A 24,328-nucleotide genomic window follows, 5' to 3' on the forward strand; every position below is an offset into this window, starting at 1 on the left:
GAATGAATGCGCATCAGAGCGCGGCCTGGAGTTGCGGGAGCGCGTCGAACAGATCCCCGACGAAGCCGTAATCGGCCACCTGAAAGATCGGCGCATCCGCGTCCTTGTTGATGGCGACGATCACCTTCGCGTCTTTCATGCCGGCGAGATGCTGAATCGCGCCCGAAATGCCGACGGCGACATACAGTTGCGGCGCGACGATTTTGCCGGTCTGGCCCACCTGAAGGTCGTTCGGCGCGAATCCCGCGTCGACGGCCGCGCGCGATGCGCCGACCGCCGCGCCGAGGCGATCCGCGAGCGGATAGAGCAGTTCGAACTGCGCGGCGCTTTGCATGCCGCGTCCGCCACTGACGACGATATCGGCCGCGCCCAGATCAGGCCGATCCGATTTCGCAAGCTGCTCGGCGATAAAAGCCGATGTGCCGCTGTCGGTGGCGGTTTCGACGGTCACAATATCGGCATGGCCGCCGGTCGCATCGACGGGCTGGAACGCCGTCGCCCGCACGGTCATGCATTTGATCGGCGCGCACGATTGCACGGTGGCGATCGCGTTGCCGGCGTAAATGGGTCGTTTGAACGTATCGCCGGAGATGACCGCGATGATGTCGGAGATCGGATCGACATCGAGCAGCGCGGCGATACGCGGGAGCACGCTCTTGCCGTGCGAACTTGCCGCACAGAGGACGTGGCTGAAATCGCGTGCAAGCGTTGCGACAAGCGAGGCGACGTTTTCCGGCAACTGATGCGCGTAGGCGGGGTCATCGGCGACGAGCACCGTTCGCACCTGCGCGACGCGGGCTGCTTGCCTGGCAACATCCTGAACATCGTGCCCGGCGACGAGCAGCGCGACGTCGCCGCCCATGGCGTGCGCTGCGCCGAGCGCATTCAAAGTGGCCGCGCCGAGCGCGCCGCCGGAATGTTCCGCAATAACGAGAATAGCCATCAGATCACCTGTGCTTCCGTCTTCAGTTTGTCGACGAGCTGCGCGACGGACTCCACCTTGATGCCGCCTTTGCGTTCAGCGGGCGGCTCGACCCGCAGCGTCGCGAGCGTCGTCTCGATGGATGTGACGAGCGTGCTTGCCGCCAGCGTTTCCAGCGGCTTTTTCTTGGCCTTCATGATGCTCGGCAAGGTCGCATAGCGTGGCGCGTTGAGGCGCAGATCGGCGGTCACGACAGCAGGCAATCGTAGCGACACCGTTTGCAGCCCGCCATCCACTTCTCGCGTCACGGTGACGTCTTGCGCGGTGACATCGACCGCGGATGCGAACGTGCCTTGCGGCCAGCCGAGCAGGGCCGCGAGCATCTGGCCCGTCTGGTTGTTGTCGCTGTCGATCGCCTGTTTGCCGAGCAAAACAAGTTGCGGCTGCTCTCGCTCGACGACCGCTTTCAGCAACTTTGCCACGGCAAGCGCGCCCGGCGGCGCCGCGGTTTCGACGAGAATCGCGCGATCCGCGCCGATGGCGAGCGCCGTGCGCAACTGTTCCTGCGCGGCGGCGGGCCCGACCGACACGGCCACGATTTCCGTCGCGACGCCTTTTTCTTTCAGGCGGACGGCTTCCTCGATCGCGATCTCGCAGAACGGATTGATCGACATCTTCACGTTGTCGACTTCCACCCCGCTGTGATCCGCATTGACGCGAACCTTGATGTTGTGATCCACGACACGCTTCACTGTAACCAATATCTTCATGCTGACGACCTCATTGCTTCATGTCTGATCGAAGGCGGACGCTCAATGCGTCAGTTGCGGCCCGCCCACTTCCACATACGCTTCATCTCGCGATTCGGCGTTGAACCGTTCGAGTTCCGCATGCGCATTCGCTTCGCCCTGCAACAGCGAGCGCGTCGCGAACAACAGTGCGCCGATGGAGATCGGCAGCACGCCGATGGCGCAGAGAATGGCGAGCCGCAGATCGCCCGATGCATCGCTAAGGAGGCCGACGAAATACGGCCCGAGCCCCAGCCCGAAGATGTTCGGCCCGAGCGAGAACGCCGCGAACGCCGTGCCGCGCAGACGCGGGATGACGAGATCCTGCGTGGTCGCCTGAAGCGGACCGAACCACATCGGTACGAAAAAGGTCGCGACGGCATAAGCGCAATAGAACACGGTGACGTTCGACGTGAGGTACTGCACCACGCTCGCCGCGCTGAAGGCTGTGGCCGTCACGCAAACGAAGTAGAGCCGGCCGAACGCGTGCTTGCGGCGCGCCCAGTCGCACAGGTAGCCGCTCAAGCTGATGCCCGCGCCGCCCGCGATGATCGCGATGATCCCCAGATGCAGGCCCGCCTGCGCGGTCAGGCCGAGCTTGCGGCTCGCATAGACGAAGACGAAGGCGTTGACGGCGTTCATCGCGAAGGCGAGAAAGGCGCCGGCCACGGTCAGGCTCGCGAAGGTGCGCGATCCGGTAATGAGCCGGTGCGCGTAGGCGTCGCCCAGACGCGTGGCCTGATACCAGTTGGAGCACACATAGAACGCGACCGCAATGGCGATCCACTGCACCAGGTTGCTCGTGATGGCGAAGCCGCCGACCGTCGCGATCACGGCCTTGTGACCGGCGGAAAGCACATGGTTCGTGCTCCACGTCGCCGCGACTACCAGCGCGACCGCAAGCAGCAAATAGGTGAAATTGCGCACATATTCGCGACGCGGCGCGCCGAGCGCCTGAAGTCGCAGCCAGCTCCAAGGCGGAACCATCGCGCCAAGATCACGCAATGCACTTCCAAACGGATGCGGGTCCTTCTTGCCCAGTACTGTGTCGAGCCGACCGCGCATCGGCTCGCGAATGGTCAGGATCACGATCAGCGCGAATAGCATGCCCGGCACGCCTACGCCAATGAACGATGCCTGCCACCCGGTCAGACCGAATGGCGCGTTGCCGCCCGAAAAGGTGCGTTCCCATGCGGACACGATTGATCCGCCGATGGCAAGCGATGCGCCGGCGCCGACATACACACCGACCGAGTAGAGCGAAAGCACCGTGCCGCGGCGTGCCCGCTCGAAGTAATCCCCGAGCAACGAGACGGCGGCGGGCGTCGCGCTCGCTTCGCCGATACCTACGCCGATTCTCGCCGTCCCGAGCTGCACGAAGCTGCGCGAGAGGCCGGAAATGGCCGTCATCAACGACCAGAACGACAGGCCCAGCGCGAGCGTTCGCACGCGACTCCATCCATCGGCGAGACGCGCGAGCGGAATACCGAACACGCAATAAAAGAGCGCGAACGAGGTGCCGTAAAGCAGCCCGAGCTGCGCGTCCGAGACGCCCATGTCCCGTTTGAGATAGGGCGCGAGGATGGTCACGATCTGACGATCGACGTAGCTGAACGAATAGATCAGCGTGAGGATGAACAACACATACCAGCGATACCAAGGGCGTTCATGGGTCGTCATGGCAAACCTGTGAAATGCGGGCACGCGCAGAAAGTCTGCGCGGCGCTGATGCGGATCAACGGCCGTGCGCGTCGTTGCGTTCGGCCGGCCTGATTGAAACGCCGTGAGGCGACTAACCGGTACGGTGCGCGGGCATGGTGTCGTGTCTCCAGATCTTGTCTGTTTTCTGGTGCCGTGGCGGGCTTGCTTTGGCTGGATCACAGAATAGCCACGTATGTCGGCTCACTACCAATACGTTTTTCCGATGCATTAAGACGAAATAAATTGCGTCCCAATCCAGAGGGAAATCCTCTGAAATCCTCTGCAAACAGTATTGGTCGAAGGCCGAAGGTGCTTGTTAGAGTGGCTTCACATTGAGATGTCGCCTGAGCACTGACTGGCGGCAAAACGTTAGTTCTAACGACGCGTGGAGCATGATGGAGCATTCAGCGATGGCGCAAATCGAAGCGAGCGGGCGTGTCCCGGTCGTCATTGTCGGAGCCGGGCCGATCGGTCTGGCACTCGCGGGCGATCTCGGCTGGCGAGGCATTCCCTGCGTGCTGATCGAGCGCAGCGACGGAGAGGTCAGCCAGCCCAAGATGGACATGGTAGGCATCCGCACGATGGAGTTCTGCCGCCGCTGGGGTATCGTGGGGGACGTCGAGAATGCGGGCTATAACCGCGACTATCCGCAGGATTACGCGTGGGTGTCGCAACTCGCGGGCGGTTATGAGTTCGGCCGCGAGCCGTTTCCGAGCGTGCGCGACGAAGCGCGTCCGGAACAGAGCCCGCAAAAGCGCGAGCGTTGTCCGCAGAACTTCTTCGATCCCGTCCTGACACGCTTCGCGAAGAAAACGGGCAAGGTGCAGATCCGCTATCGCACCGAATACGTTTCGCACGAAGAGCGCGATGACGGCGTCAGCGTGACCGTGCGTGATCTGGCGTCCGGAAAAGAAGAGACGATCGAGTGCCTGTACCTCGTCGGTTGCGACGGCGGGGCGAGCCGCGTGAAGGAGCGTCTCGGCATTCGCATGACCGGCACGCCCGCGCTCACTTACACGACGAACGCCATCATCGAGTGCAACGGCCTCGAGGCCATGCACGACAAGAAGCCTGGCTATCGCTATATCTTCATCGGTCCGGAAGGCACGTGGAGCACGGTGGTCGCCATCAACGGGCGCGATCAGTGGCGCTTCTCTATCGTCGGCGACAACACCATGCGCACGCTGTCGGAAGATGACGTCGCGAAGGCGTTCCGCCGCGCAATCGGCCGCGATGACGTGCCGTTCAAGATTCTCTCGGTGATGCCGTGGATTCGCCGCCAGCTGGTCGCGGACAACTTCGGCACGGCACGCGTGAAGATCGCGGGTGATGCGGCGCACTTGACTTCGCCGACCGGCGGCTTCGGCATGAACATGGGGATTCAGGACGCCGTGGACCTCGGCTGGAAGCTGCAAGGCATGGTCGAAGGCTGGGGCGGTCCGCATCTGCTCGATACCTACGAATTCGAGCGCCGGCCCGTTGCCATCCGCAATGTGAACGAGGCGACCAACAACCTCAAGCTGATGCTCACGCCGCGCAAGAACCTGAGCCCTGCCGTCTTCGAGCCGGGCCCAGAAGGCGACGAAGCGCGCCGCATCTTCGGCGATTCTTATACCGCGATGATGAAGCGCGAGTGGTTCACGATCGGCATCCATCTCGGCTTTCGCTACGAAGGTTCGTCGATCGTCGTGCCGGACGGCACGCCCGAACCCGAAGACACAGTCAGCACGTATGAGCAGACGTCGCGCCCCGGTCATCGCGCACCGCACGTATGGCTCGCGCCGGACCGTTCGACGCTCGATTTGTTCGGCCGCGGCTTCGTGTTGCTTCGCTTCGATGCATCGCTTGACGTGGACGCGGTGCGTGATGCGGCGAAAGCGGCCGGCGTCCCGTTCACGGTGGTCGACATTGGCAACGACGCGGCGCGTGCCGCTTACGAACGCGCACTCGTGCTGGTCCGTCCCGACGGACACGTCGCCTGGCGTGCCGACGCCGCGCCTGAAGACGCGCAGGCGCTCATCAACGTGATCCGCGGCATGTATCCGGTGAAACCCGAGGCGGCCGCCACCGCGGAGGTGCTCACGCGATGAAACTCGTCACTTTCGACCAGGGCCGCATCGGCATTGTGAACGACGCTCGCGTGATCGACATCACTGATCTCGCGGGCGCACAGCCGGGAACATGGCCGCCCGTCGGCATGGTTCGGCTAATCGCGGACTGGCAGCAGCGGCAGCCCGCGCTGCTCGACGCCCTCGCCACGCGTAAAGGCGTCCCGCTCGGCGATGTGCGGCTGGAGGCACCGGTGCAGTGGCCGAACAAGGTCATCGCGTTTCCCGCGAACTATCACGCGCACATCGATGAGATGAAGCATGGCACCGCCAGCGGCGTGATCTCGACCTTCAAGGCCAGCGGCCAGGGCTTTTTCCTGAAGGCGAGTTCGAGCCTCAGCGGTCCGGCGGACGACATCGTGTTGCCGCCGCTCGCTGGCCGCGAGATTCATCACGAGTGCGAGCTTGGCATCGTCATCGGCAAGCGCGGTCGCGGCGCTTCGCGTGCCGAACACCGCGACTACATATTCGGCTTCACTTGTCTGCTCGACATGGTCGTGCGCGGCAAGGAAGAGCGCGTGATGCGCAAGTCGTTCGATACTTTCTGCCCGACCGGACCGTGGATCGCGACCTCAGACGAAGTCGCTGATTTCGGCAATATCGACATGCGCCTTTTCGTCAACGGCGAGGAACGGCAGCGGGCCTCGACGCGCGATCTGATCGTCGATATTCCCGAGATGATCGCGATGTCCTCGGCCGTAATGACGCTCGAACCGGGCGACATCATCGCGAGCGGCACACCGGCGGGCGTGGGGCCGGTCGTGGATGGCGACGTGCTGGAGATCGTGATTGACGGCATCGGGTCGATGACGCTGCGCGTGCGTCAGGGCGAAGTCGGCGCGCATGCCGTGTGGGACGAAGCAAAGACCGGTCTCGCGGTGTGACGCGCGCCATGCAATCGGACCAACGGACCAACGAACAGAGGACAGCAATGTCACACACGCTCACTCAGACGCCCGCCGCGCCTGAAGGTTACTTCGAGGAACTGCAGGCCCGCGCCTTGTCGCCGGGCTGGGCGAAGAAGGTGCCGCAGATGTGGCCCACGCCGCGCCCGCGCTACGTGCCCGCCGTGTGGCGTTATGCCGATGCGCGCGCCGCGCTCGATGCCGCCTGCGATTTCGTCTCGCCGGAGCATGCGGAGCGGCGCAATCTCATCATGGTCGATCCGATTGCGGACAACATCTATCCGACCTGCCGCAACCTCGTCGCCGCGTATCAGCTCGTGTTGCCGGGTGAGACCGCGCGTTCGCATCGTCATTCGCCCAATGCGCTACGGCTCATTCTCGATGCGGGCGAGCGCACCTTCACCATCGTCAACGGCGTGCAGATCGATGTGGCGCCCGGCGATGTCGTGTTGACGCCATCGTGGCACTGGCACGGCCACAGCAATTTCGGCGATGAACCGGCCTTCTGGATCGACTTTCTCGATGTGCCGCTCGTGCAGAACCTCGAATGCATGTTCTTTGAGGACCATCCGCAGCGCAACGAGCCAGTGACCGCACATGAGCCCGATTCGCCAATGCGCCACAAGGGCGCCGATCTCGAACACGCCGCGCGCGAACAGGGCACGTTCGACGTGGCCGCGGATTGCCTGAAGACCATCGGCGTGCAGTCGAACGGCCTCAAGCGCGGTTCGCCGCACGCGCAGCCGCCGCGCATCGACAACAACCTGTACACCGTGATGAGCGGCCAGGTGCGCCTGACGGTCGAGCCGCTCGGCACCATCGAGATGACGCGCGGCGATGTCGTCGCGGTGCCGTGCTGGCATGCGTTCGAGTTCGAGAGCGTGTCGGATGCAGCGCAACTGATTCGCGTAAGCGACGAGCCCGCGATGCGCGCGCTTGGCTTTTGCGACGTGACGCGGCTCTGACGCGCCACCTACGAGGAGAACGAAGTGAAGTTCAGCGAAGAACAGGAGATGTTGCGCGACATGGTTCGCCGCGTCGCCGACGAACAAGTGCGGCCGCTGGTAGCCGAGATGGAGGAGACGCGCGATTTTCCGGAGAGCCTCGTCGAGGTGTTCGGCGATCTCGGCCTTCTGCAAATGTGGGTGCCCGAAGAATACGGCGGTCCCGGCGGCGATCTGACGTCGGTGTGTATTGCCAAGGAAGAGATCGGCAAGGTGTCGCTCGCGGCTTCGACCTTGTGCGCGAACAATTCGATCGGACTCATTCTGCCGCTGCTGCACTTTGGCACCGAGGCTCAGAAGGCGCGCTATCTGCCGGAATCCGCGAAGGGACGCACGATTTCCTGCGTCGCGATCACGGAGCCGGAAGCAGGATCGGATGTCTCCGCGATCCGCACGACCGCGCGCCGCGACGGCGATTCGTATGTCATCAACGGGCAGAAAAGCTGGATCACGTGGGCCGCGCAAGCGCACACCATGCTCGTTTTCGCCCGCACGGCGGAAGGGCGCGGGCATGAGGGCATCAGCGTGTTCCTCGTCGATACCAACACGCCGGGCCTTCAGGTCGGCCGCAAGGAAGTGAAGATGGGTCGGCACGGCTCGCCGTCCTATCAGGTGTTCTTCGAAAATATGCGCGTCGATGCCGACTGCCTGCTCGGCGAGGAAGGCAACGGTTTCAAGGCCTGCATGAAGATTCTCGATCTGAACCGGCCGTCCGTCGCGGCGTCGTCGCTCGGGCTCGCGCAGGCGGGGCTGGACGAGTCGGTGCGCTATGCGAAGGAACGCCGCCAGTTCGGCAAGCGCATCGGCGATTTTCAGGCGATCCAATTCAAGCTCGCCGACATGGCGATGAAAATCGAGGCCGCGCGCACGCTGCTCTACACGAGCACGCAGGAGATCGACGCGGGCGACACGAGCCGCCTCACGCTGCTGTCGTCGATGGCGAAGTGCTACGTCACCGACGTCGCGATGGAAGTCGCGCTCGAAGCGGTACAGGTACACGGCTCGTACGGCTACTCGACCGAATATCCCGTCGAACGTTTCATGCGCGATGCGAAGCTCAATCAGATTCTCGAAGGCACGAACGAAATTCATCGGCTGATCATCGCCCGGCAACTGCTCGGCAAGTGATGCGCGATCACGACATTGACAAGGAAACTGACATGACGACGAATTTTCATCCCGCGCTGGGCGAAGCGGCGAGAGGCTTTCTGTCGCGCGAGCATCAACTGCTGATCGACGGCCAGGGCGTCGCATCCGATGGCGAGAAGCGCACCGACATTCTCGATCCCGCGACAGGCGACGTCATTGCGACCGTCGCAGAAGCCACGGCAAGCGATGTGGATCGCGCGGTGGCGGCGGCTCGGCGCGCGCTCGAAGGGCCGTGGAGCAAGGTCACGCCGTCCGCGCGTACGCGGATGATGCTGCGCTTCGCAGATCTCATCGAGGCGAACGGCGACGAACTCGCGCAACTGGAATGCATCAACAGCGGCAAGCCGTTGCCGTTCTGCCGCAATGGCGATGTGGTCGGCATTGCCGAGATGCTGCGCTACATGGCCGGCTGGACCACGAAGATGGGCGGCGAAACGCCGAACGTATCGCTTCCCGGCGAGTGGCACGCGTACACGGTGCGCGAGCCGGTCGGCGTGGTAGGGCAGATCATCCCGTGGAACTTCCCGCTCAACATGGCGATGTGGAAGATCGCGCCCGCGCTCGCAGCGGGCTGCGCGGTCGTGATGAAGCCGTCCGAGCAGACGCCGTTGACTGCGCTCAGACTCGGCGAACTCGCGCTGGAAGCGGGCATTCCTGCGGGCGTGCTCAACATCGTGACGGGCTTCGGCAATCCGGTCGGCTCGGCGATCGCGGCGCATCCGGGCATCGACAAAGTGGCGTTCACCGGCTCGGGCGAAACGGGGCGGCGCATCCTGCAAGCGGCGAGCGGCAACCTCAAGCGCGTCTCGTTGGAACTGGGCGGCAAGTCGCCCGTGATCGTTTTTCCCGACGCAAACCTCGAAGCCGCCGCCGCAGGCGTGTGCTCGTCTATCTTCTTTCACGCGGGGCAGATTTGCGCGGCCGGTTCGCGGCTATACGTTCATGAGCGCGCGTTCGAACCGCTGCTCGAACTCATCGCAAAGCGCGCGAACGGCATGAAGATGGGCCACGGTCTCGATGCCGGCACCGACATGGGCCCGGTCATCTCGCGCCGCCAGCTCGACCGCGTGGCCGGCTATATCAATAGCGGGCAGGAGGAAGGCGCGAGGCTTTACGCCGGCGGCGGCTCGTCGGGCGAACACGGGTTCTTCGTGCAGCCCACCGTGCTCACGGGCGTGAAGCCCGGCATGAAGGTACACGACGAAGAGATCTTCGGACCGGTGCTTTGCGCGATGTCCTTCGCCGACGACGACCTCGACCAAATCGCGGCCACCGCGAACGCATCGACCTATGGACTTGCGGCGAGCATCTGGACGAAGGACATCGGCCGTGCCCACAAGATGGCGCGCCGCATGCAAGCGGGCATCGTCAATGTGAATGCGCTGTCGTCGCCCGATGCGACCTTGCCCTACGGCGGCTACAAGCAGTCGGGTTGGGGCCGCGAGCGCGGCTTCGAGGCGATCGAACTCTATACGGAAGTCAAGGCGGTTGCGATCAACCTGAACAACTGACGCGCACGGCTCGAACACAGGAGACGGGACATGACAGGCAGCATCGATTATCTGGCGAAGGATGGCCGGGCGTATATCACGATCAATCGTCCGGAGAAGAAGAACGCGATGACGAGCGCCATGCTCGATCAACTCATGGACGGCTACGATCGCGCGGAAGCCGACGACGACGTGCGCGTGGTCGTGCTGCGCGGCGCGGGCGAGGACTTCAGCACCGGACATGATCTTGCCGAGGTCGGCACCGAATACGGCGCAACGACCATCGACGAGAAAGGCCGTCCGCGCAAGCCCAGTCAGCGCGCGCGCCTGTTGCACGACAAGCGTTATATCGAACGCTTCGAGCGCATCTTCAAGTTTCTCAAGCCGACGCTGTCGCTCGTGAAAGGCTATTGCCTCGGCGGCGGCTTGTATCTGGCCGAAGCCTCGGATCTCGTGATCGCGGCCCACACCGCGAAGATGGGGCATCCGGAGCAGAAGCTCGGACTGTCCGGCGCCGCCTATTTCGCCGCATGGGAAATGATGACGCTCGGTCCGCGCAAGGCGCGCGAACTGCTGCTGATGGCGGACGTCTGGAACGCAGAGACGTGTCTCGCCAATGGCCTCGTCAACAAGGTCGTGCCGCGCGCATCCCTCGACGAGGCGGGCGAGGAGTGGGCTGAGCGCATCGTGCGCTTGCCGCGTGACGGCATCGTGATGGGGAAGGCCGCCACGAACCTGGCGATGAATGCACTCGGTATCGACGCGCAATTCTCGTACGGTCACGTTCTGCATGCGCTCGCGACAAACGTGCGCTACGAAGCGGACGAATACAACTTCATGAAGCAGCGCCGCGACAAGGGCGTGCGCGCGTCGAATCATGAACGCGAGGCGTTCTACACCGATAAGGAGAAAGCATGAAGGCCGCGCTGCAAGGTCTGAAAGTGCTCGACTTCACGCAGATGATGACGGGCCCCTTTGCCACGATGATGCTCGGCGATTGCGGCGCGGACGTCATCAAGGTGGAGCAGCCGGAAGGCGATCCGTTTCGTCGCTCCGGTGAGACGACGCTCAACGGCGACGGCGCGTTCTTTCTCGGCGTGAATCGCAACAAGCGCGGCATCGTGCTCGATCTGAAGACGGAGCAGGGGCAGGCCGCCGCGCGTGCCCTCGCCGCCGAAGCGGACGTGCTGGTCGAGAACTTTCGGCCGGGATTTACGGAGCGCGTCGGCATCGGCTACGAGGCGCTGCGCGAACTGAATCCGCGTCTCGTCTATTGCTCGATTTCCGGATTCGACCGCAACGGACCAGACCGCAATCGCCCCGCGCTGGACATGATCATTCAGGCGATTTCAGGCGTCATGCAAGTGACGGGCACGGAGGAATCGGGACCGCTCAAGACGGGCTTTCCGTTCTCGGACCTCGTGACCGCGCTGCTTGCCGCCATCGGCATGCTCACCGCGTTGCAGGCGCGCGAACGCACGGGCGAAGGCCAGCGCGTCGATCTGTCGATGCTCGACGCGAGCATTTTCAGCCAGGTGCCGCGCGACGTGTACTTCGATCTGACGGGAAAGACGCCTTTGCGCATGGGCAATCAGCACTGGGACATCGTGCCGAACAACACGTATGCGACGTCCGATGGCCGCGACATCATGATCATCACGATCAATGACAAGTTCTGGCAAAAGCTCTGCGACGCGCTGGACGCGCCCGAACTGAAAACCGATGAACGTTTCGCGACCAAAGCCGCGCGCCTTGCGAATCGCGCGCTTGTGAACGAGCGGCTGGCCGAAATATTCGCGACGCGCGACCTCGAAACGTGGGAGCAGGCGCTCTCGGCAGCGGGCGCGATCTACGGCGCAGTGCGGACGTGGCCCGAAGTGTTCAGCGACCGGCACGTCGTCGATCATCTGCTGAAGACGTTGGTGCATCCGAAGGGCGGCGAGTTCAAGATCATCAACAACCCGCTGAACTTCTCCGGCACGCCCACGCGCATCGACCGCTCGCCGCCCATGCTCGGCGAACACAACGAAGAAGTGCTCGCGCGCCGTGACGGCGCGTGGCCGGTGGCGCGCGCCTGACGCAGTTGAGGAACAAGGAGAGGCATCGTGGAGCGAACCTGCATCATCGTCGGCGCGAGCCATGCGGCGGCGCAACTGGCGCCGAGCCTGCGGCAGGAAGGCTGGGACGGGCGCATCGTCGTGATCGGCGATGAACCGCACTTGCCTTATCACCGGCCGCCGTTGTCCAAGGCGTACCTGCTGGGCGAAAAGAACAGCCATGACCTGCTGATCCGCACGGAAGACGCGTATCACAAGGTCGGCGTCGAATTTTGTCTGGGCGAGCGGGTCATCGCCATCGATCGCGCGTGCAAATCCGTGACGTTGCAGGACGGCGCGACGCTCATTTACGACAAGCTCGCGCTCTGCACCGGCACGCGCGTGCGCACCGTGGCGCTTCCGGGCGCGCAGCTCGAAGGCGTGCATTACCTGCGCGGTATCGCGGACATCGATCGCATTCGCCGGCACGTCCAGCCGGGCGCACATGCGGCCATCGTTGGCGGCGGCTACATCGGACTCGAAACGGCGGCGGTGCTCAGAAAGCTCGGCATGCACGTCACCGTGTACGAAATGGCGCCGCGCGTGCTCGCGCGTGTCACCGCGCCGGAAGTCTCCACGTTCTTCGAGCGCGTGCATCGCGAAGAGGGCGTCGATATTCGCACCGGCGTGGCGGTCGCGGGCTTCGAAGGCAATAAGCACGTCGAGCGCATCCTGCTCGGCGACGGAACGGCGCTGCCCGCGAGTCTCGTCGTGGTCGGCGTGGGCGTGTTGCCGAACGTCGAACTCGCGCAAGCGGCGGGGCTCGAGGTGGACAACGGCATCGTCGTCGATGCCTGCGCGCGTACATCTGATCCGGACATTGTCGCGGCGGGCGACTGCACCATGCATCCGTCGCCGTACTACGGCCGCATCCGCCTGGAATCAGTGCCGAATGCGACCGAGCAAGCGAAAGCCGCCGCGGCTGCGGTGTGCGGGAAGGACAAGCCGTATCGCGCGTTGCCGTGGTTCTGGTCCGATCAGTTCGATATCAAGCTGCAGATCGCGGGCCTCAACGCCGGTTACGACGAAGTGGTCGTGCGCGGACCGCGCGACACGGGCCGCAGCTTCAGCGTGTTCTATTTGAAGAGCGGCCGGTTGCTGGCGGCGGACTGCATCAACCGCGCGCAGGAATTCATGTTGTCCAAGCGTCTGATAGCGGAGGGCGTTCCAGTCGATGCCGAACAGCTGTCGGACGAAGCGTTCTCGCTGAAGTCGTTGTTCGATACGACCCGGCAGCAATCCGTTTGATCCGAAGTCAGAGAGAGGTGTGAAATGCCAGTCATCAAATACGTTCAGAATAGCGGCGAAACCACGGAAGTCGATGTGCCGCTCGGCAGTTCCGTCATGCAGGGCGCCGTGGACAACATGATTGCGGGCATCGTCGCGGAGTGCGGCGGTGCGTGCAGTTGCGCGACCTGCGAGGTCTATGTCGATGAAGCGTGGATCAGTGCTGTCGGAGAAGCATGCGATATCGAGCGCGACATGCTCGAAGGCATGGGCACGCCGCGCAGCAACAGCCGCCTCAGTTGCCAGATCGAGATCACGCCGGAACTGGATGGCCTCGTCGTCGCGATTCCCGGCTGATGGGAGGGCGCATGGCACTGACGGTGAATGACCTGCTGTCGGTCTTGCGCGTGCGCGAGGAGCGTCGTCACGTATTCACGGGCGAGTCGATCAGCGACGGCGCGCGCCGTATTTATGGCGGGCAGCTTCTCGCGCAGTCCATCATGGCGATGGGGCGCACGGTGCGCGATTCTCATGCGCTGCATTCGATGCAAGGCTATTTCGTCCATCCCGGCGATGTGACCAAACGCATCCGCTTCGATGTGCAGCCAGTGCGCGACGGCAAGACCTTCAGCACGCGTCAGGTGACCGTCATGCAGGAGGAGCGGGTCGTGTTCATCGGCGCGGCTTCGTTTCAGGCGGCCGAGGGTTCGCATGAACGTCTTGCGCCGATGCCGCCTGTTCCGCCGCCCGACGACATGCCTGCCGAAGCCGATTTCTTCGCGCACGAGGCGCATCTGCTGGAAAGCCGCCGTTCGCATGTATCGACGATCATGCAGCTATTCGAGCGGCGCAGCGACATGTGGCGGCCGTGGCTCGACCCCGGCGTCACGCCGCCCGTCAACGGGCTATGGTGCCGTTTGCGCGCGCCATGCGGCGACGACCCGCTGCTTTGTCATGCCGTGCTCGCCTACGCGTGCGATCTCGACCTGATGACCACGGCGATGCGTCCGCGCGGCCACGGCACGATGGATCGGCGCGCGCGCTCCGCAAGCCTGGATCATGCGATGTGGTTCCACGCAGCCGTGCGCCCCGACGACTGGTTCTTTTACGACATGACCGGGCCATGCGCGGTGAACAATCGCGGACTGGGCGCGGGCGCGCTGTATCAGGATGGCCGGCGCGTCGCAACCGCGATGCAGGAAGGGCTGATGCGCGTCGTCGATGATGAAGGTCTCGCGTGACGCCGTCGCGCGGCCGAACGCCGAATCAGGGTGAGCAACACGATGGGTCAGTGGAACGACAAATTCGAACGCGCGGCACGAAGATGGTCCGAGTGGACCATGCATGACTATGCGCAGACGGATCGCGTGATTGGGAAGATCATCGAGGACAAGGCCCGGCGTCATCCGCATCATGAGGTGTTCCGCTTTCGCGATGAAACGATCACCTTCGAGGCGCTGAACGCACTGTCGAACCGTGCGGCGAACGGCTTTCGGACGCTGTCTGTCGGCGCGGGCGACAAGGTCGCCCTGATGTTGTCCAACCGTGTGGAGTTTCTGCTTGCGTGGTTCGGGTTGAACAAGATCGGCGCGGTGTGCGTGCCGATCAACGTGGCGTTAAAGGGCGATGGCCTTGCGTACCAGATCGATCACGCCGATTGCGTTGCGCTCGTCGTCGAACAGGCTCATGCGGACGCGGTGGGTGCGGTCGCGGATCGGCTGCCGCAAGTGCGTCACACCATCGTGCTCGATGCCCGCACGCTGCCGCTGCTTACAAGCTGGCCCGGACGCGAAGCCCTGCATTTCGACGAACTCATGTCACGCCCGGAGACCGCGCCCGGCGTGACGGTCGACTTCAGAGACTTATCGACCATTTCGTACACGTCGGGCACGACGGGGCGCTCGAAAGGCGTGCTCATCAGCCATCACTACTGGTACGAAATCTGGTCGCAGGCGGTGATGTACGCGCGCTATACAGACGAAGACGTGCTCTATACCGGCCTGCCGTTCTTTCACACGAGCGCGCACGGCACGACTGGTCCAGCCATGCTCGCGGGTGCGCAGGCCGTGTTCGTCGAACGTTTCTCGGCGAGCCGCATGCTCGACGACTGCCGTAGATGGAACTGCACATCAGCGAAGTTCATTGGCGGCATGTTGTCGATCCTGATGAAGCAGGCGCCTTCGCCGCTCGACGCCGACAATCCGCTGCGCCTGATGGTGGGCGCCGCCGCGCCGCCGCATCTGTGGCATGCGTTCGAGGCGCGCTTCAATACGCGGCTGCTCGAGCTGTACGGCATGACCGAATGCAGCAGTTGTCTCGTGAATCCGTACGAGGACCGTCGCGCGGGCGCGTGTGGCAAGGCGATCACGGGTTACGACGTGCGTGTCGTCGATGACTACGACAACGAAGTCCCGCGCGGGCAGACTGGCGAACTCATCGTCAGGCCGCAGCGGCCGTTTCTCGGTACGAGCGGCTACTACAAGAATCCTGAGGCGACGCTAGAGCTCGTCCGCAACCTGTGGATCCACACCGGCGATCTCGCGAAGCAGGACGACGACGGCTATTTTTATTTCGTCGACCGCAAGAAGCAGGCGTTGCGAAGGCGCGGCGAGAACATCTCGTCTTTCGAGGTCGAGGCGGTGATCGGATCTCACCCGGCCGTGCTTGAATCGTGCGTGGTCGGCGTGCCCTCCGAACTCGGCGAAGACGAGGTGAAGGCCGTGATCGTGCTCAAAAGCGGTCAACAGCTTTCGGAAGTCGAGCTTATTCGCTGGTGCGAGCCGCGTCTCGCGTACTTCGCCATTCCGCGTTACGTCGCCTTCCGCGAGAGCTTGCCTAAGACGCCGAGCGAACGGGTCGAGAAGTATCGGCTGCGTGCGGAAGGCGTGACCAGCGACTGCTGGGACCGCGAAAGCGCGGGCATCGTCGTCCAGCGTTGATGCGTCCCTGACGGCCTCAGCAACGATAGGAATTTGGTCTCACGATCCAGCAAAACAGTATTGGACCTGCGCTTCGAACCGCGCGAATCTTGAGCCTGAGACGCTCGAACAAAGCGAGCATTCAGATGATCCGGTTCAAGACCATATCGTGAGAAGAGGTGACGCATGACAACCAACGTTGCAGTCGTAACGGGCTCGAACGGGCTGACGGGCCAGGCCATTTGCAAGAACCTGAGAGAGCGCGGCTATACGGTCGTCGGCCTCGACGTCGCGGAGTCCGGCAAGGGCGACTACGCGTATCGCAAGTGCGACGTGACCGATATCGAGCAGATTCGCGCCGCCGTTGAGGATATCGACGCAAAGTACGGCACGATCCGCGTGCTCGTCAACAACGCGGGTGTCTGGCACGGCAAGACGTTCTTCGACATTTCGCCCTCCGACTACGACTTCACTTATGGCGTCAACGCACGCGCGCCGTTCTTTCTCAGCCAGGAAGTGGCAAAGCGTCTCGTGAAAGCGGGCGGCGGCGGTGTCATCGTCAACCTGGCTTCGATCGTGGCGACGACGGGCAGTGGCGTGACCGACTACGGTGGCTCGAAAGCGGCCGTCATTAATCTCACCAAGAGTCTTGCCAAGCCGCTGGGGCCGCATGGCATCCGTGTCGCGGCGGTGTCGCCCGGCACGATCAATACGGCGATGGGCGAAAAGGTGCCGAAGGAAATCCGCGACAAGCTGATCGCTGGTTCCGGCCTGCAACGCGCGGCGGAGCCCGAAGAAATCGCATCGGTCGTCGGCTTCCTCGTGAGCGACGATGCCCGCTACGTGACGGGCGCGACGCTCGACGTCAACGGCGGTCTGTGAGATTCGCCCCGACATGAACTCGATCATTCAACGGGTATTAGGGGAGGCATGATGTCTGGGTGTCCTTTTAGCAAGCCGACGTTTCCAATGCCGCGCCAATGTCCGTTCGTTCCGCCGGCCGAATATCGTGATTTCCAGGCGCAGCCGGGGCCGGTGAAGGTGCAGATGTGGGACGGCAAGGATGCGTGGCTTTTCACGCGCTACGACGACGTGCGCGCCGTGCTCGGCGACAACCGCTTCAGCGGCGATCCGCAGGTGAGCGGCTTTCCGAGCCTGTCGCCTGCGCGAAACGCGGTGCTCGATCTCGAACCCGCGTTCATTCGCATGGACCCGCCTCAGCACGGCCACTATCGCCGTATGTTGACGAAGGAATTCATGATCAAGCGCGTGAGCGAAATGCGTCCGCGTATCGAATCGATCTTCAACCGGCTCATCGACGAACTGATTGAAAAAGGTCCGCCCGCCAATCTGGTGGAAGACCTGTTTCTGCCGCTGACCTCGGAAGTGATTGCGGGCTTGCTTGACGTACCGGCGTGCGATCACGGGTTCTTTCAGGAGCAAAGCCGCCTTAAGGTTCTGCTCGATGTCGATCCGTCGATTCCAAAGGAAGCGTCCGATCGCATCCTGTCGTATCTGGACCGCTTGATTACGGAGCGCGAAAAGGACGCCGAGAACCGCACCGACCTGTTGAGCCGGTTGATCGTCGAGCAGGTAAGGCCGGGGCATCTCACGCATCGCGAACTGGTCATCATGGCCGAGCTGTTGCTGATGGCCGGCCACGAAACGACTGCCAATCAGATGGCGCTGGGCGTCTTCAGCTTCCTGACCAATCCGGACCAGTTGCGCTTGTTGCGGGAGACGCCGACGCTCTTGCGCAATGCCGTGGAGGAGATGCTGCGTTTTCATACCATCGTGCATTACAACGCGTTCCGCGTGGCGACGGAAGACGTCGAGGTCGCGGGACAGGTGATTCGCAAGGGCGAAGGCGTGATCGCGCTGATATCCGGCGCGAATCACGATGTCACGGCGTTCGAGCATCCGGAACGCTTCGACATCACGCGCAAGGCGGATCATCACGTCGCGTTCAGCTACGGCATTCACCAATGTCTTGGACAACCGCTTGCGCGCGTCGAGTTGCAGGTGGTGTTCGGGACGCTGTTCGAACGCATGCCGAATCTGCGCTTCGCCGTTCCGGTCGAACAGATCAAGGGCAAGGGCGATCACTTCGTGCAGGGCCTCGAAGCCTTGCCGGTCACCTGGTAATCAACGGCTGCGCGACTCATGCAGCGATGAAGGAGAGTAGGGCATGGCAAACGGAAACTTCAAACTGCGCGTGGCCGTCGATCAGGATGTGTGCGTCGGTGCTGGCCTGTGCGTGCTGTCGACGGCTGAGGTATTCGATCAGCGCGACGAGGACGGCGTGGTCAAGCTGCTCACGTCAGAGCCGGACGAGACCCAATACGAGAAAGTGCTCGGCGCTGCGCGCAAGTGTCCCGCGAAGGCCATCAAGGTCGAGAAGATCATGGACGATGCGCCGGCGCAGGAGAGCGGCAGTGAGCACGCCTGAAACCATTGTGATCGTGGGCGCGGGGCAGGCCGGGCAGCAGGTCGCGGCTTCCCTGCGCGACGAAGGCTACACAGGCGCGATCCGGCTTATCGGCGATGAAGCGAGCCTGCCGTATCAAAGGCCGCCGTTGTCCAAGAGCTTCCTGACCGGCGACGTTTCGGCGGACGAACTGACGCTCGAAGAATCGCCCTGGTTCGATGCCGCGCAGGTCGAGCACATTGCGGGCGAAAGCGTCGGCGCGATCGATCGCCGGCGGCAGCGTCTGTCGCTCGCGTCAGGTCGGATTGTGCCGTACGATCGGCTCGTGCTCGCGACGGGTTCGCGCAATCGCGTGCTGCCGTGTCAGACACAACCGATGCACGGCGTCGTGTCGCTGCGCTCTGTGTCCGATGCGCAGTTGCTGAAGACATACCTTTCGGAAGCGCAGCGCGTGGTGGTGGTCGGCGCGGGCTTCCTCGGTCTGGAAGTGGCCTGCATCGCTGCCGCGCGCGGATGCGACGTGCATGTGGTCGAATCCGTCGATCGCGTGATGAAGCGCGCGATCTCGGCCGAGATGTCGTCGGCGTGCACGGCGCACCATTGCACGGCGGGCATTCGGTTTTCTTTCGATGCACGCGTCGAACGTATCGTGGGAGAAGGCGATCGTGTTCGCGCGGTCGAACTCGCCGACGGCACCCGTCTTGAGGCAGACGTTGTGCTGGTCGCGGCTGGCGTCGTGCCGAACAGCGAACTCGCGGCCGCGTGTGGCTTGTCCGTGTTCAACGGCGTCATCGTCGATGCGCTCCTGCGCACGTCGGACCCGGCGATTTTCGCCATCGGCGATTGCGCGGCATTCCCCTACGCATTCGACGGCGGCGACATGCTGCGGCTAGAGTCCGTGCAGAACGCCGTCGATCAGGCGCGCCACGTCGCGCGCGCGCTGCTCGGCGATGCGACACCGTATGACCAGACGCCCGTGTTCTGGAGCGATCAGGGCAGCGCCCGTTTGCAGATAGCGGGCGTGGCGCGCAGGCTCGACAGCAGCGTCGTGCGGGGCGATCCGGCGTCCGGTGCGTTCTCCGTGTTCCGATACCGGCATCATCGGCTGACGGGCGTGGAGTCGTTCAATCGCCCGGCCGATCACATGGCGGCGCGCAAGCTGCTGCAACGGCGGATCAGTCCGTCTCGCGAGCAGGCCGCCGATCCCACGTTCAATCTGAAGCTATTGCTTACGCTCGAAAAAGCGGTTTGATACCCGCCGCGGGGACCTGACTCATGGCTGCATCGGCGATTCTCGACGGCGTGCGTATTCTCGATATGACTTCGGTGATCTTCGGTCCGTATTGCACGGCGACGCTGGCCGAGATGGGCGCGGACGTCATCAAGATCGAGCCGCTCGCAGGCGACGAGATCCGGCGCGTCGGGCGGCCCGCGAAAACGCGCGGCATGGGACCGGCGCACATGACGCTCAATCGCGGCAAACGGTCGGTCGTATGGGACTTGAAGACGCCGCGCGGCAAGGCGGCGCTGCTGCGCCTGCTTGGACGCTGCGACGTGTTCATCCATAACCTGCGGCATGATGCCATCGAGCGGCTCGGGCTTGGCTACGATGCCATTTGCGCTCAGCATCGTCGGCTCGTGTATGTGCATTGCACGGGGTTCGGCGAAGAAGGTACTTACGCCGGCCGTCCCGCTTACGACGACATCATTCAGGCGGCATCCGGTGCCGCGAGTCTGTTGCCCCGGACCGATGGCAATCCCGCGCCGCGCTATCTGCCGATGGCGATGGCCGACAAGGTCGCAGGACTCCATGCGACGTATGCCGTGCTCGGTGCATTGTTGCATCGCGAACGGAGCGGGCAGGGGCAGTCCGTCGAAGTGCCGATGTTCGAGAGCTTCACGCACTTTCTGTTGCAGGAACATCTGTATGGACGTGCGTTCGTTCCGCCGACCGAACCTGCGGGTTATCCGCGCCAGCTCGATCCAGACCGTCAGCCGATGAAGTGCCTCGACGGTTACATCGCCGTTGCCCCTTATACGGACGATCGCTGGGTGCGCTTTTTTCAGGTAACGGGTCACGGAGATTTCCTCGAACGCGAGAGACTGAGCACGGCGCGCGAGCGGTTCAATGCGCTGGACCGGATGCACGCGGAGATGGCACGCATTGTGGCGAGCCAGCCGCTGCAGTACTGGCTGATGCTCTTTGCCGAATGCGATATTCCGGCTTCCGAGGTGCGCGATCTCGAAGGCGTGCTCGCGGACCCGCATCTCGCATCGGTGGAATTTTTTGAGCGCAGAACGCATCCGTCGGAAGGCCACTATTTGCAGATGCGTCTGCCGGTGCGCTTTCACGGCGCGCGGACGACAGAGATGCGTCCCGCGCCGCTGCTCGGCGAGCACAGCGATGAAGTCGAGGGCTGGTTATCGGATGAACGCGCGAACGAACCCGAAAAGCCGTGCTGAGTCGATCAGGCCGCCGCCGCTTCGAGATGCTGCGACGTTGAAGTATCGATGAAATATTGCGGGTGGCGTGCGATCAACTGCGCCGCGTTGGCGCGCGCGGCTTCGCGCCACGCGTTGAGCAGCGGCGGCACGCGATCCTTATGCCAGGCAAGCGACAGCGAAACGCCCGGCGTGTCGGCTGCCAGCGGCCGATACGCCACGCCGTGCGGCTGCATCAGCTGCATGATCGCCGGCACGACCGCCACGCCCACGCCCGCCGCGACGAGACACGCGGACGTGTGCATGTCGTGTGCCTCTTTCGCGACGTTCGGCCGCAGGCTGGCGTCCTCGAATATGTCGAGAATTTTGTCGCCGTAGCCGCGTTCCGTTGCCGTGCCCCTCGCGACCGCGATCAGCGGCCATTTCGCGAGATCTTGAAGATTGACCGGCCCCGGAACGTCATACTCGCTTCCGGCTGGCACGGCCACCACGAGCAATTCGCGATACAGCAACTCGGTCACGATGTTGTGATCGAAGACGTGCCCGCGCACAAGTCCCACTTCGATGAGCCCTTCCTTGAGACCGGCGATCTGCTGCGAGATCGTCATCTCCTGAAGACTCACATCAGAGTTGGGGGCGAGCGCGTTGAACAGCCGCAGCGTGTTGGGCAGGAAGCAATAGATCGCCGTATAGATGGAGCCGACGATGAGATGCGCCTGCGCGCCGCGTCCCGATGCACGCACCGCGGCAATCGCCGCCGACGCCGTGTTCAGTACGCGCTGGGCGTGCTCGACGAGAATTTCGCCGGCTGGCGTCAGCAGCACCTTGCGCTTTTCGCGCGTGAAAAGGGCCGTGCCGAGTTCGTCTTCCAGCGCGATGATTTGCGCGCTCAATGCGGGCTGCGCGATGTTCACCCGTTCCGAGGCGCGCGTGAAGTTCAGCTCGGCGGCCACGGCGAGAAAGTATTGAAGTTGGCGCATGTTCATGGTTGCGATCCTCCTATGCTGTTTGCGTGAAGCCGCCTCGGAGACGGGCCTGCGAGGTTGATTCCTGTCTTTGGCTCAGACGGCGCGGTCCGTGCCCGGCGAAGTACGTGGCTGCGTTGTGCCCGAATACTCGGCAATGAGCCGCGTATCGGCGGCGTAACGAATCGGGTCCGTCATGTAGAGCGCGAGGAGCACGATCTGCGTCCAGTGGCGTCTGAGCTGCTTTGTTCTGGCGGACATGGCGTCACCGCGATTCAGTGAACACCGCGCCAAGCAAGCGTGCCGGCATCGATGTGGAAGACGCTGCCGGTTGAAAAAGACGCTTCTTCGGATGCGAGAAAGCAGACAAGCTTCGCCACTTCCTCTGGCCGCCCGAGACGTTGCAGCATATGGGTGCCCCATAGACGCCTGCGCGCCTTCTCGCGGTCGGGCGCATTGTCGACACTGTGGCTCAGCATCGGGGTGTCGATCGCGCCCGGCGCGTAGGCGTTGCAGCGAATGCCTGCATTGGCGAGATCGAGCGCAGTGGCCTTGGTCAGCATGACGACGCCGCCCTTGCTCGCGGCATACGCGGGCAAACCCGGATACGCGACGCTGCTCGCAACCGACGCGCCGTTGACGATGGCAGGGCTTTTCGTGGAACGGCGCAGCCAGGGCGCGGCGAATTTGCTCGCCAGCCACATCGCCTTGAGGTTGACGTTCATGACCGTGTCCCAGACTTCCTCGGGCAGGTCTTCGATGGTCGGCGCGCGATGGGTGAGGCCGTCGTCGGTAACGCCTGCGTTGTTCACGAGCAAGTCGATGCCGCCCGCAAGGCGCGCGGTTTCGTCGATCATGCGGCGAATGTCGCTCGACGAAGACAGGTCGGTACGGATAAAACGGCTTCTGGCGCCGGCCTGCTCGACCTCGTTGGCAACGTTCGCGCCTTGATCCTCTTTGATGTCCGCGACTGTCACCCAAGCCGCGCCCTCACGCGCCGCTTCGATCGCAATCGCGCGACCCATGCCCTGCGCCGCGCCGGTGATCACGACGATTCGTTCCTTCAGCTTCATGCATGTCTCCGATCTTTTACCCGTTTGGGGCGTCTTCGCCGGCTTGAACTGCTGAATCCCAGACCGGCTGATGACAATAAGGTAATCCGCGGAAACGAGTTAATCTATACGGCGTCGTCTCAAAAACTTTACCGATCGTCTCTAATGGACATTCTGACCGATATCATCAGCCTCATGCGACCGCGAGCAATTAGCTGGAGAACGGTCGAAGCGCACGGGCGATGGGGGATGAGCGTGCCTTGCCGCGATATTCCCGTGTTCTGTCTCGTTTTGGCCGGTCAATGCTGGTACGTGCCGATGCATGGGGCGCCGCTATTGTTGAAGCAGGGTGACTATCTGCTCATGCGTGCAACGGCTCGTTACTGCCTTGTCAGCGATCTCGATGCAAGCGGCACCTTGCGCTCCCTGGAAGCCGGCGTTGCCAACGACGAGTACGTGCGCTGGGATGAAGGTGCCGGCGGAGAGGAAACCCGGTTGGTCGGTGGATATTTCGAGATCGGACCGGAACATTCAGCACTGTTCCTGGAGATGCTCCCCGACTTCCTTCATATTCGATCATCGGACGAAGAGGCGGGTCGCCTCACGCGCCTTATTGCAATAATCGGCGAGGAGTCAGGTTCCGATCTTCCGGGCCACGATCTGGTGATGAGCCGGCTTGTCGAAGTCATGCTGGTAGAAGTGTGGCGGCGTCCGCTTAACGGAATTGATAGCCGCGAGGTCGGCTGGTTTAGCGGTATGGCCGATCCACACATCCATCTTGCGCTGCGCAGAATGCACGGAAATGTTGCTTATCACTGGACCGTTGATGGCCTTGCAAAGGACATCGGCATGTCACGAGCGGCCTTTGCGCGGCGCTTCACAGAGCGCGTGGGGGTGGCGCCCGGAACATACTTGTCCAATTGGCGCATTGCGCTTGCGAAAGAAGCGTTGATCAATAGCGAACGTTCGATTGCAGACATTGCGCTTTCCATCGGCTATCTCTCAGACAGTGCCTTCAGTACGGCTTTCACTCGCGTGGTTGGCGTTGCGCCTGCGGCGTTCCGACGTACGTGCCGTAGCGGGCAACGTAAGACGTGAATCTGACGCTTCTGCTATACGCCGATCCGCTTGAA

The 24,328-nt window shown here is 63.1% G+C and carries 23 protein-coding genes; 17 read left to right on the top strand and 6 right to left on the bottom strand.

The window, feature by feature from the left end:
- Positions 1-13 precede the first annotated feature (13 nt).
- Genes GV035_RS02270 through GV035_RS02280 form a run of 3 tightly spaced genes read right to left on the bottom strand, consistent with a single transcriptional unit; the run spans position 14 to position 3,390 of the window.
- Positions 14-943 (bottom strand): electron transfer flavoprotein subunit alpha/FixB family protein, encoded by a 930-nt coding sequence (locus GV035_RS02270; protein ID WP_159832982.1) that lies wholly within the window; start codon positions 941-943, stop codon positions 14-16.
- Positions 943-1,692 carry an electron transfer flavoprotein subunit beta/FixA family protein gene (locus GV035_RS02275; RefSeq protein WP_159832984.1) on the bottom strand — a complete coding sequence of 250 codons (750 nt, stop codon included), beginning with the start codon at positions 1,690-1,692 and terminating at the stop codon, positions 943-945. The genes GV035_RS02270 and GV035_RS02275 overlap by 1 nt, the downstream gene beginning before the upstream one ends.
- Positions 1,693-1,734: 42 nt before the next feature.
- Positions 1,735-3,390: an MFS transporter gene (locus GV035_RS02280; RefSeq protein WP_159832986.1), complete on the bottom strand. Its 1,656-nt coding sequence runs from the start codon at positions 3,388-3,390 to the stop codon at positions 1,735-1,737.
- Between the two features lie 431 nt (positions 3,391-3,821).
- Between GV035_RS02280 and GV035_RS02285 the strand changes: the two genes are divergently transcribed.
- The 16 genes from GV035_RS02285 to GV035_RS02360 all read left to right on the top strand — a co-directional run bounded on the left by GV035_RS02285 (position 3,822) and on the right by GV035_RS02360 (position 21,199).
- The gene (locus GV035_RS02285; protein ID WP_159832988.1) at positions 3,822-5,501 is read left to right on the top strand and encodes an FAD-dependent oxidoreductase; all 1,680 of its coding nucleotides are present in this window, start codon (positions 3,822-3,824) and stop codon (positions 5,499-5,501) included.
- A complete protein-coding gene (locus GV035_RS02290) occupies positions 5,498-6,403 on the top strand; it encodes a fumarylacetoacetate hydrolase family protein (protein WP_159832990.1) in 906 nt (301 codons plus the stop codon). Before GV035_RS02285 ends, GV035_RS02290 begins: the two co-directional genes overlap by 4 nt.
- Positions 6,404-6,450: 47 nt before the next feature.
- Positions 6,451-7,389 carry a cupin domain-containing protein gene (locus GV035_RS02295; protein WP_159832992.1) on the top strand — a complete coding sequence of 313 codons (939 nt, stop codon included), beginning with the start codon at positions 6,451-6,453 and terminating at the stop codon, positions 7,387-7,389.
- Positions 7,390-7,413: 24 nt separating this feature from the next.
- Positions 7,414-8,556, top strand: coding sequence for an acyl-CoA dehydrogenase family protein (locus GV035_RS02300; RefSeq protein WP_159832994.1), 1,143 nt, complete (start codon positions 7,414-7,416; stop codon positions 8,554-8,556).
- 32 nt (positions 8,557-8,588) lie between these two features.
- Positions 8,589-10,088 (top strand): aldehyde dehydrogenase family protein, encoded by a 1,500-nt coding sequence (locus tag GV035_RS02305; RefSeq protein ID WP_159832996.1) that lies wholly within the window; start codon positions 8,589-8,591, stop codon positions 10,086-10,088.
- Between the two features lie 30 nt (positions 10,089-10,118).
- The gene (locus tag GV035_RS02310; protein WP_159832998.1) at positions 10,119-10,985 is read left to right on the top strand and encodes an enoyl-CoA hydratase-related protein; all 867 of its coding nucleotides are present in this window, start codon (positions 10,119-10,121) and stop codon (positions 10,983-10,985) included.
- Positions 10,982-12,145 carry a CaiB/BaiF CoA transferase family protein gene (locus GV035_RS02315; RefSeq protein ID WP_159833000.1) on the top strand — a complete coding sequence of 388 codons (1,164 nt, stop codon included), beginning with the start codon at positions 10,982-10,984 and terminating at the stop codon, positions 12,143-12,145. Before GV035_RS02310 ends, GV035_RS02315 begins: the two co-directional genes overlap by 4 nt.
- A 27-nt stretch (positions 12,146-12,172) precedes the next feature.
- Entirely contained in the window at positions 12,173-13,411 is a 1,239-nt protein-coding gene (locus GV035_RS02320) for an NAD(P)/FAD-dependent oxidoreductase (protein ID WP_201303887.1), read from the top strand.
- 24 nt (positions 13,412-13,435) lie between these two features.
- Complete coding sequence (locus GV035_RS02325; protein ID WP_159833002.1) at positions 13,436-13,747, top strand: 2Fe-2S iron-sulfur cluster-binding protein; 312 nt, start codon at positions 13,436-13,438, stop codon at positions 13,745-13,747.
- Positions 13,748-13,758: 11 nt separating this feature from the next.
- Positions 13,759-14,631, top strand: a complete 873-nt coding sequence (locus GV035_RS02330) for an acyl-CoA thioesterase (RefSeq protein WP_159833004.1) — start codon at positions 13,759-13,761, stop codon at positions 14,629-14,631.
- Between the two features lie 99 nt (positions 14,632-14,730).
- Positions 14,731-16,329 (top strand): ATP-dependent acyl-CoA ligase, encoded by a 1,599-nt coding sequence (locus GV035_RS02335; RefSeq protein ID WP_236572396.1) that lies wholly within the window; start codon positions 14,731-14,733, stop codon positions 16,327-16,329.
- Positions 16,330-16,494: 165 nt separating this feature from the next.
- The gene (locus tag GV035_RS02340) at positions 16,495-17,190 is read left to right on the top strand and encodes an SDR family NAD(P)-dependent oxidoreductase (protein ID WP_159833006.1); all 696 of its coding nucleotides are present in this window, start codon (positions 16,495-16,497) and stop codon (positions 17,188-17,190) included.
- Between the two features lie 87 nt (positions 17,191-17,277).
- Entirely contained in the window at positions 17,278-18,453 is a 1,176-nt protein-coding gene (locus GV035_RS02345; protein WP_236572397.1) for a cytochrome P450, read from the top strand.
- Between the two features lie 43 nt (positions 18,454-18,496).
- Positions 18,497-18,757, top strand: a complete 261-nt coding sequence (locus GV035_RS02350; RefSeq protein ID WP_159833010.1) for a ferredoxin — start codon at positions 18,497-18,499, stop codon at positions 18,755-18,757.
- Entirely contained in the window at positions 18,744-19,988 is a 1,245-nt protein-coding gene (locus GV035_RS02355; RefSeq protein WP_236572398.1) for an NAD(P)/FAD-dependent oxidoreductase, read from the top strand. The genes GV035_RS02350 and GV035_RS02355 overlap by 14 nt, the downstream gene beginning before the upstream one ends.
- Positions 19,989-20,011: 23 nt before the next feature.
- Positions 20,012-21,199, top strand: a complete 1,188-nt coding sequence (locus GV035_RS02360; protein ID WP_159833014.1) for a CaiB/BaiF CoA transferase family protein — start codon at positions 20,012-20,014, stop codon at positions 21,197-21,199.
- 5 nt (positions 21,200-21,204) lie between these two features.
- On the opposite strand, the gene GV035_RS02365 is transcribed toward GV035_RS02360, so the two are convergent.
- The 3 genes from GV035_RS02365 to GV035_RS02375 form a co-directional block, all read right to left on the bottom strand.
- Entirely contained in the window at positions 21,205-22,164 is a 960-nt protein-coding gene (locus tag GV035_RS02365; protein WP_159833016.1) for a LysR substrate-binding domain-containing protein, read from the bottom strand.
- A 75-nt stretch (positions 22,165-22,239) separates the two neighbouring features.
- Complete coding sequence (locus GV035_RS02370) at positions 22,240-22,404, bottom strand: hypothetical protein (protein ID WP_159833018.1); 165 nt, start codon at positions 22,402-22,404, stop codon at positions 22,240-22,242.
- 14 nt (positions 22,405-22,418) lie between these two features.
- Positions 22,419-23,216 (bottom strand): SDR family NAD(P)-dependent oxidoreductase, encoded by a 798-nt coding sequence (locus GV035_RS02375; protein ID WP_159833020.1) that lies wholly within the window; start codon positions 23,214-23,216, stop codon positions 22,419-22,421.
- Positions 23,217-23,360: 144 nt separating this feature from the next.
- Between GV035_RS02375 and GV035_RS02380 the strand changes: the two genes are divergently transcribed.
- Positions 23,361-24,293, top strand: a complete 933-nt coding sequence (locus GV035_RS02380) for an AraC family transcriptional regulator (RefSeq protein ID WP_159833022.1) — start codon at positions 23,361-23,363, stop codon at positions 24,291-24,293.
- Positions 24,294-24,328 lie beyond the last annotated feature (35 nt).

The sequence above is a fragment of the Burkholderia sp. 8Y genome, assembly GCF_902506145.1.
Classification (GTDB): Bacteria; Pseudomonadota; Gammaproteobacteria; order Burkholderiales; family Burkholderiaceae; genus Caballeronia.

Excerpts from the sequence above, each read along its gene's own strand:
- GV035_RS02380 (WP_159833022.1), top strand. The coding sequence starts at position 23,361 with ATGGACATTCTGACCGATATCATCAGCCTCATGCGACCGCGAGCAATT.
- GV035_RS02365 (WP_159833016.1), bottom strand. The coding sequence starts at position 22,164 with ATGAACATGCGCCAACTTCAATACTTTCTCGCCGTGGCCGCCGAGCTG.
- GV035_RS02335 (WP_236572396.1), top strand. The coding sequence starts at position 14,731 with ATGCATGACTATGCGCAGACGGATCGCGTGATTGGGAAGATCATCGAG.
- GV035_RS02350 (WP_159833010.1), top strand. The coding sequence starts at position 18,497 with ATGGCAAACGGAAACTTCAAACTGCGCGTGGCCGTCGATCAGGATGTG.
- GV035_RS02295 (WP_159832992.1), top strand. The coding sequence starts at position 6,451 with ATGTCACACACGCTCACTCAGACGCCCGCCGCGCCTGAAGGTTACTTC.
- GV035_RS02370 (WP_159833018.1), bottom strand. The coding sequence starts at position 22,404 with ATGTCCGCCAGAACAAAGCAGCTCAGACGCCACTGGACGCAGATCGTG.
- GV035_RS02340 (WP_159833006.1), top strand. The coding sequence starts at position 16,495 with ATGACAACCAACGTTGCAGTCGTAACGGGCTCGAACGGGCTGACGGGC.
- GV035_RS02275 (WP_159832984.1), bottom strand. The coding sequence starts at position 1,692 with ATGAAGATATTGGTTACAGTGAAGCGTGTCGTGGATCACAACATCAAG.
- GV035_RS02315 (WP_159833000.1), top strand. The coding sequence starts at position 10,982 with ATGAAGGCCGCGCTGCAAGGTCTGAAAGTGCTCGACTTCACGCAGATG.
- GV035_RS02375 (WP_159833020.1), bottom strand. The coding sequence starts at position 23,216 with ATGAAGCTGAAGGAACGAATCGTCGTGATCACCGGCGCGGCGCAGGGC.
- GV035_RS02285 (WP_159832988.1), top strand. The coding sequence starts at position 3,822 with ATGGCGCAAATCGAAGCGAGCGGGCGTGTCCCGGTCGTCATTGTCGGA.
- GV035_RS02290 (WP_159832990.1), top strand. The coding sequence starts at position 5,498 with ATGAAACTCGTCACTTTCGACCAGGGCCGCATCGGCATTGTGAACGAC.
- GV035_RS02325 (WP_159833002.1), top strand. The coding sequence starts at position 13,436 with ATGCCAGTCATCAAATACGTTCAGAATAGCGGCGAAACCACGGAAGTC.
- GV035_RS02270 (WP_159832982.1), bottom strand. The coding sequence starts at position 943 with ATGGCTATTCTCGTTATTGCGGAACATTCCGGCGGCGCGCTCGGCGCG.
- GV035_RS02280 (WP_159832986.1), bottom strand. The coding sequence starts at position 3,390 with ATGACGACCCATGAACGCCCTTGGTATCGCTGGTATGTGTTGTTCATC.
- GV035_RS02330 (WP_159833004.1), top strand. The coding sequence starts at position 13,759 with ATGGCACTGACGGTGAATGACCTGCTGTCGGTCTTGCGCGTGCGCGAG.
- GV035_RS02345 (WP_236572397.1), top strand. The coding sequence starts at position 17,278 with ATGCCGCGCCAATGTCCGTTCGTTCCGCCGGCCGAATATCGTGATTTC.
- GV035_RS02305 (WP_159832996.1), top strand. The coding sequence starts at position 8,589 with ATGACGACGAATTTTCATCCCGCGCTGGGCGAAGCGGCGAGAGGCTTT.
- GV035_RS02360 (WP_159833014.1), top strand. The coding sequence starts at position 20,012 with ATGGCTGCATCGGCGATTCTCGACGGCGTGCGTATTCTCGATATGACT.
- GV035_RS02310 (WP_159832998.1), top strand. The coding sequence starts at position 10,119 with ATGACAGGCAGCATCGATTATCTGGCGAAGGATGGCCGGGCGTATATC.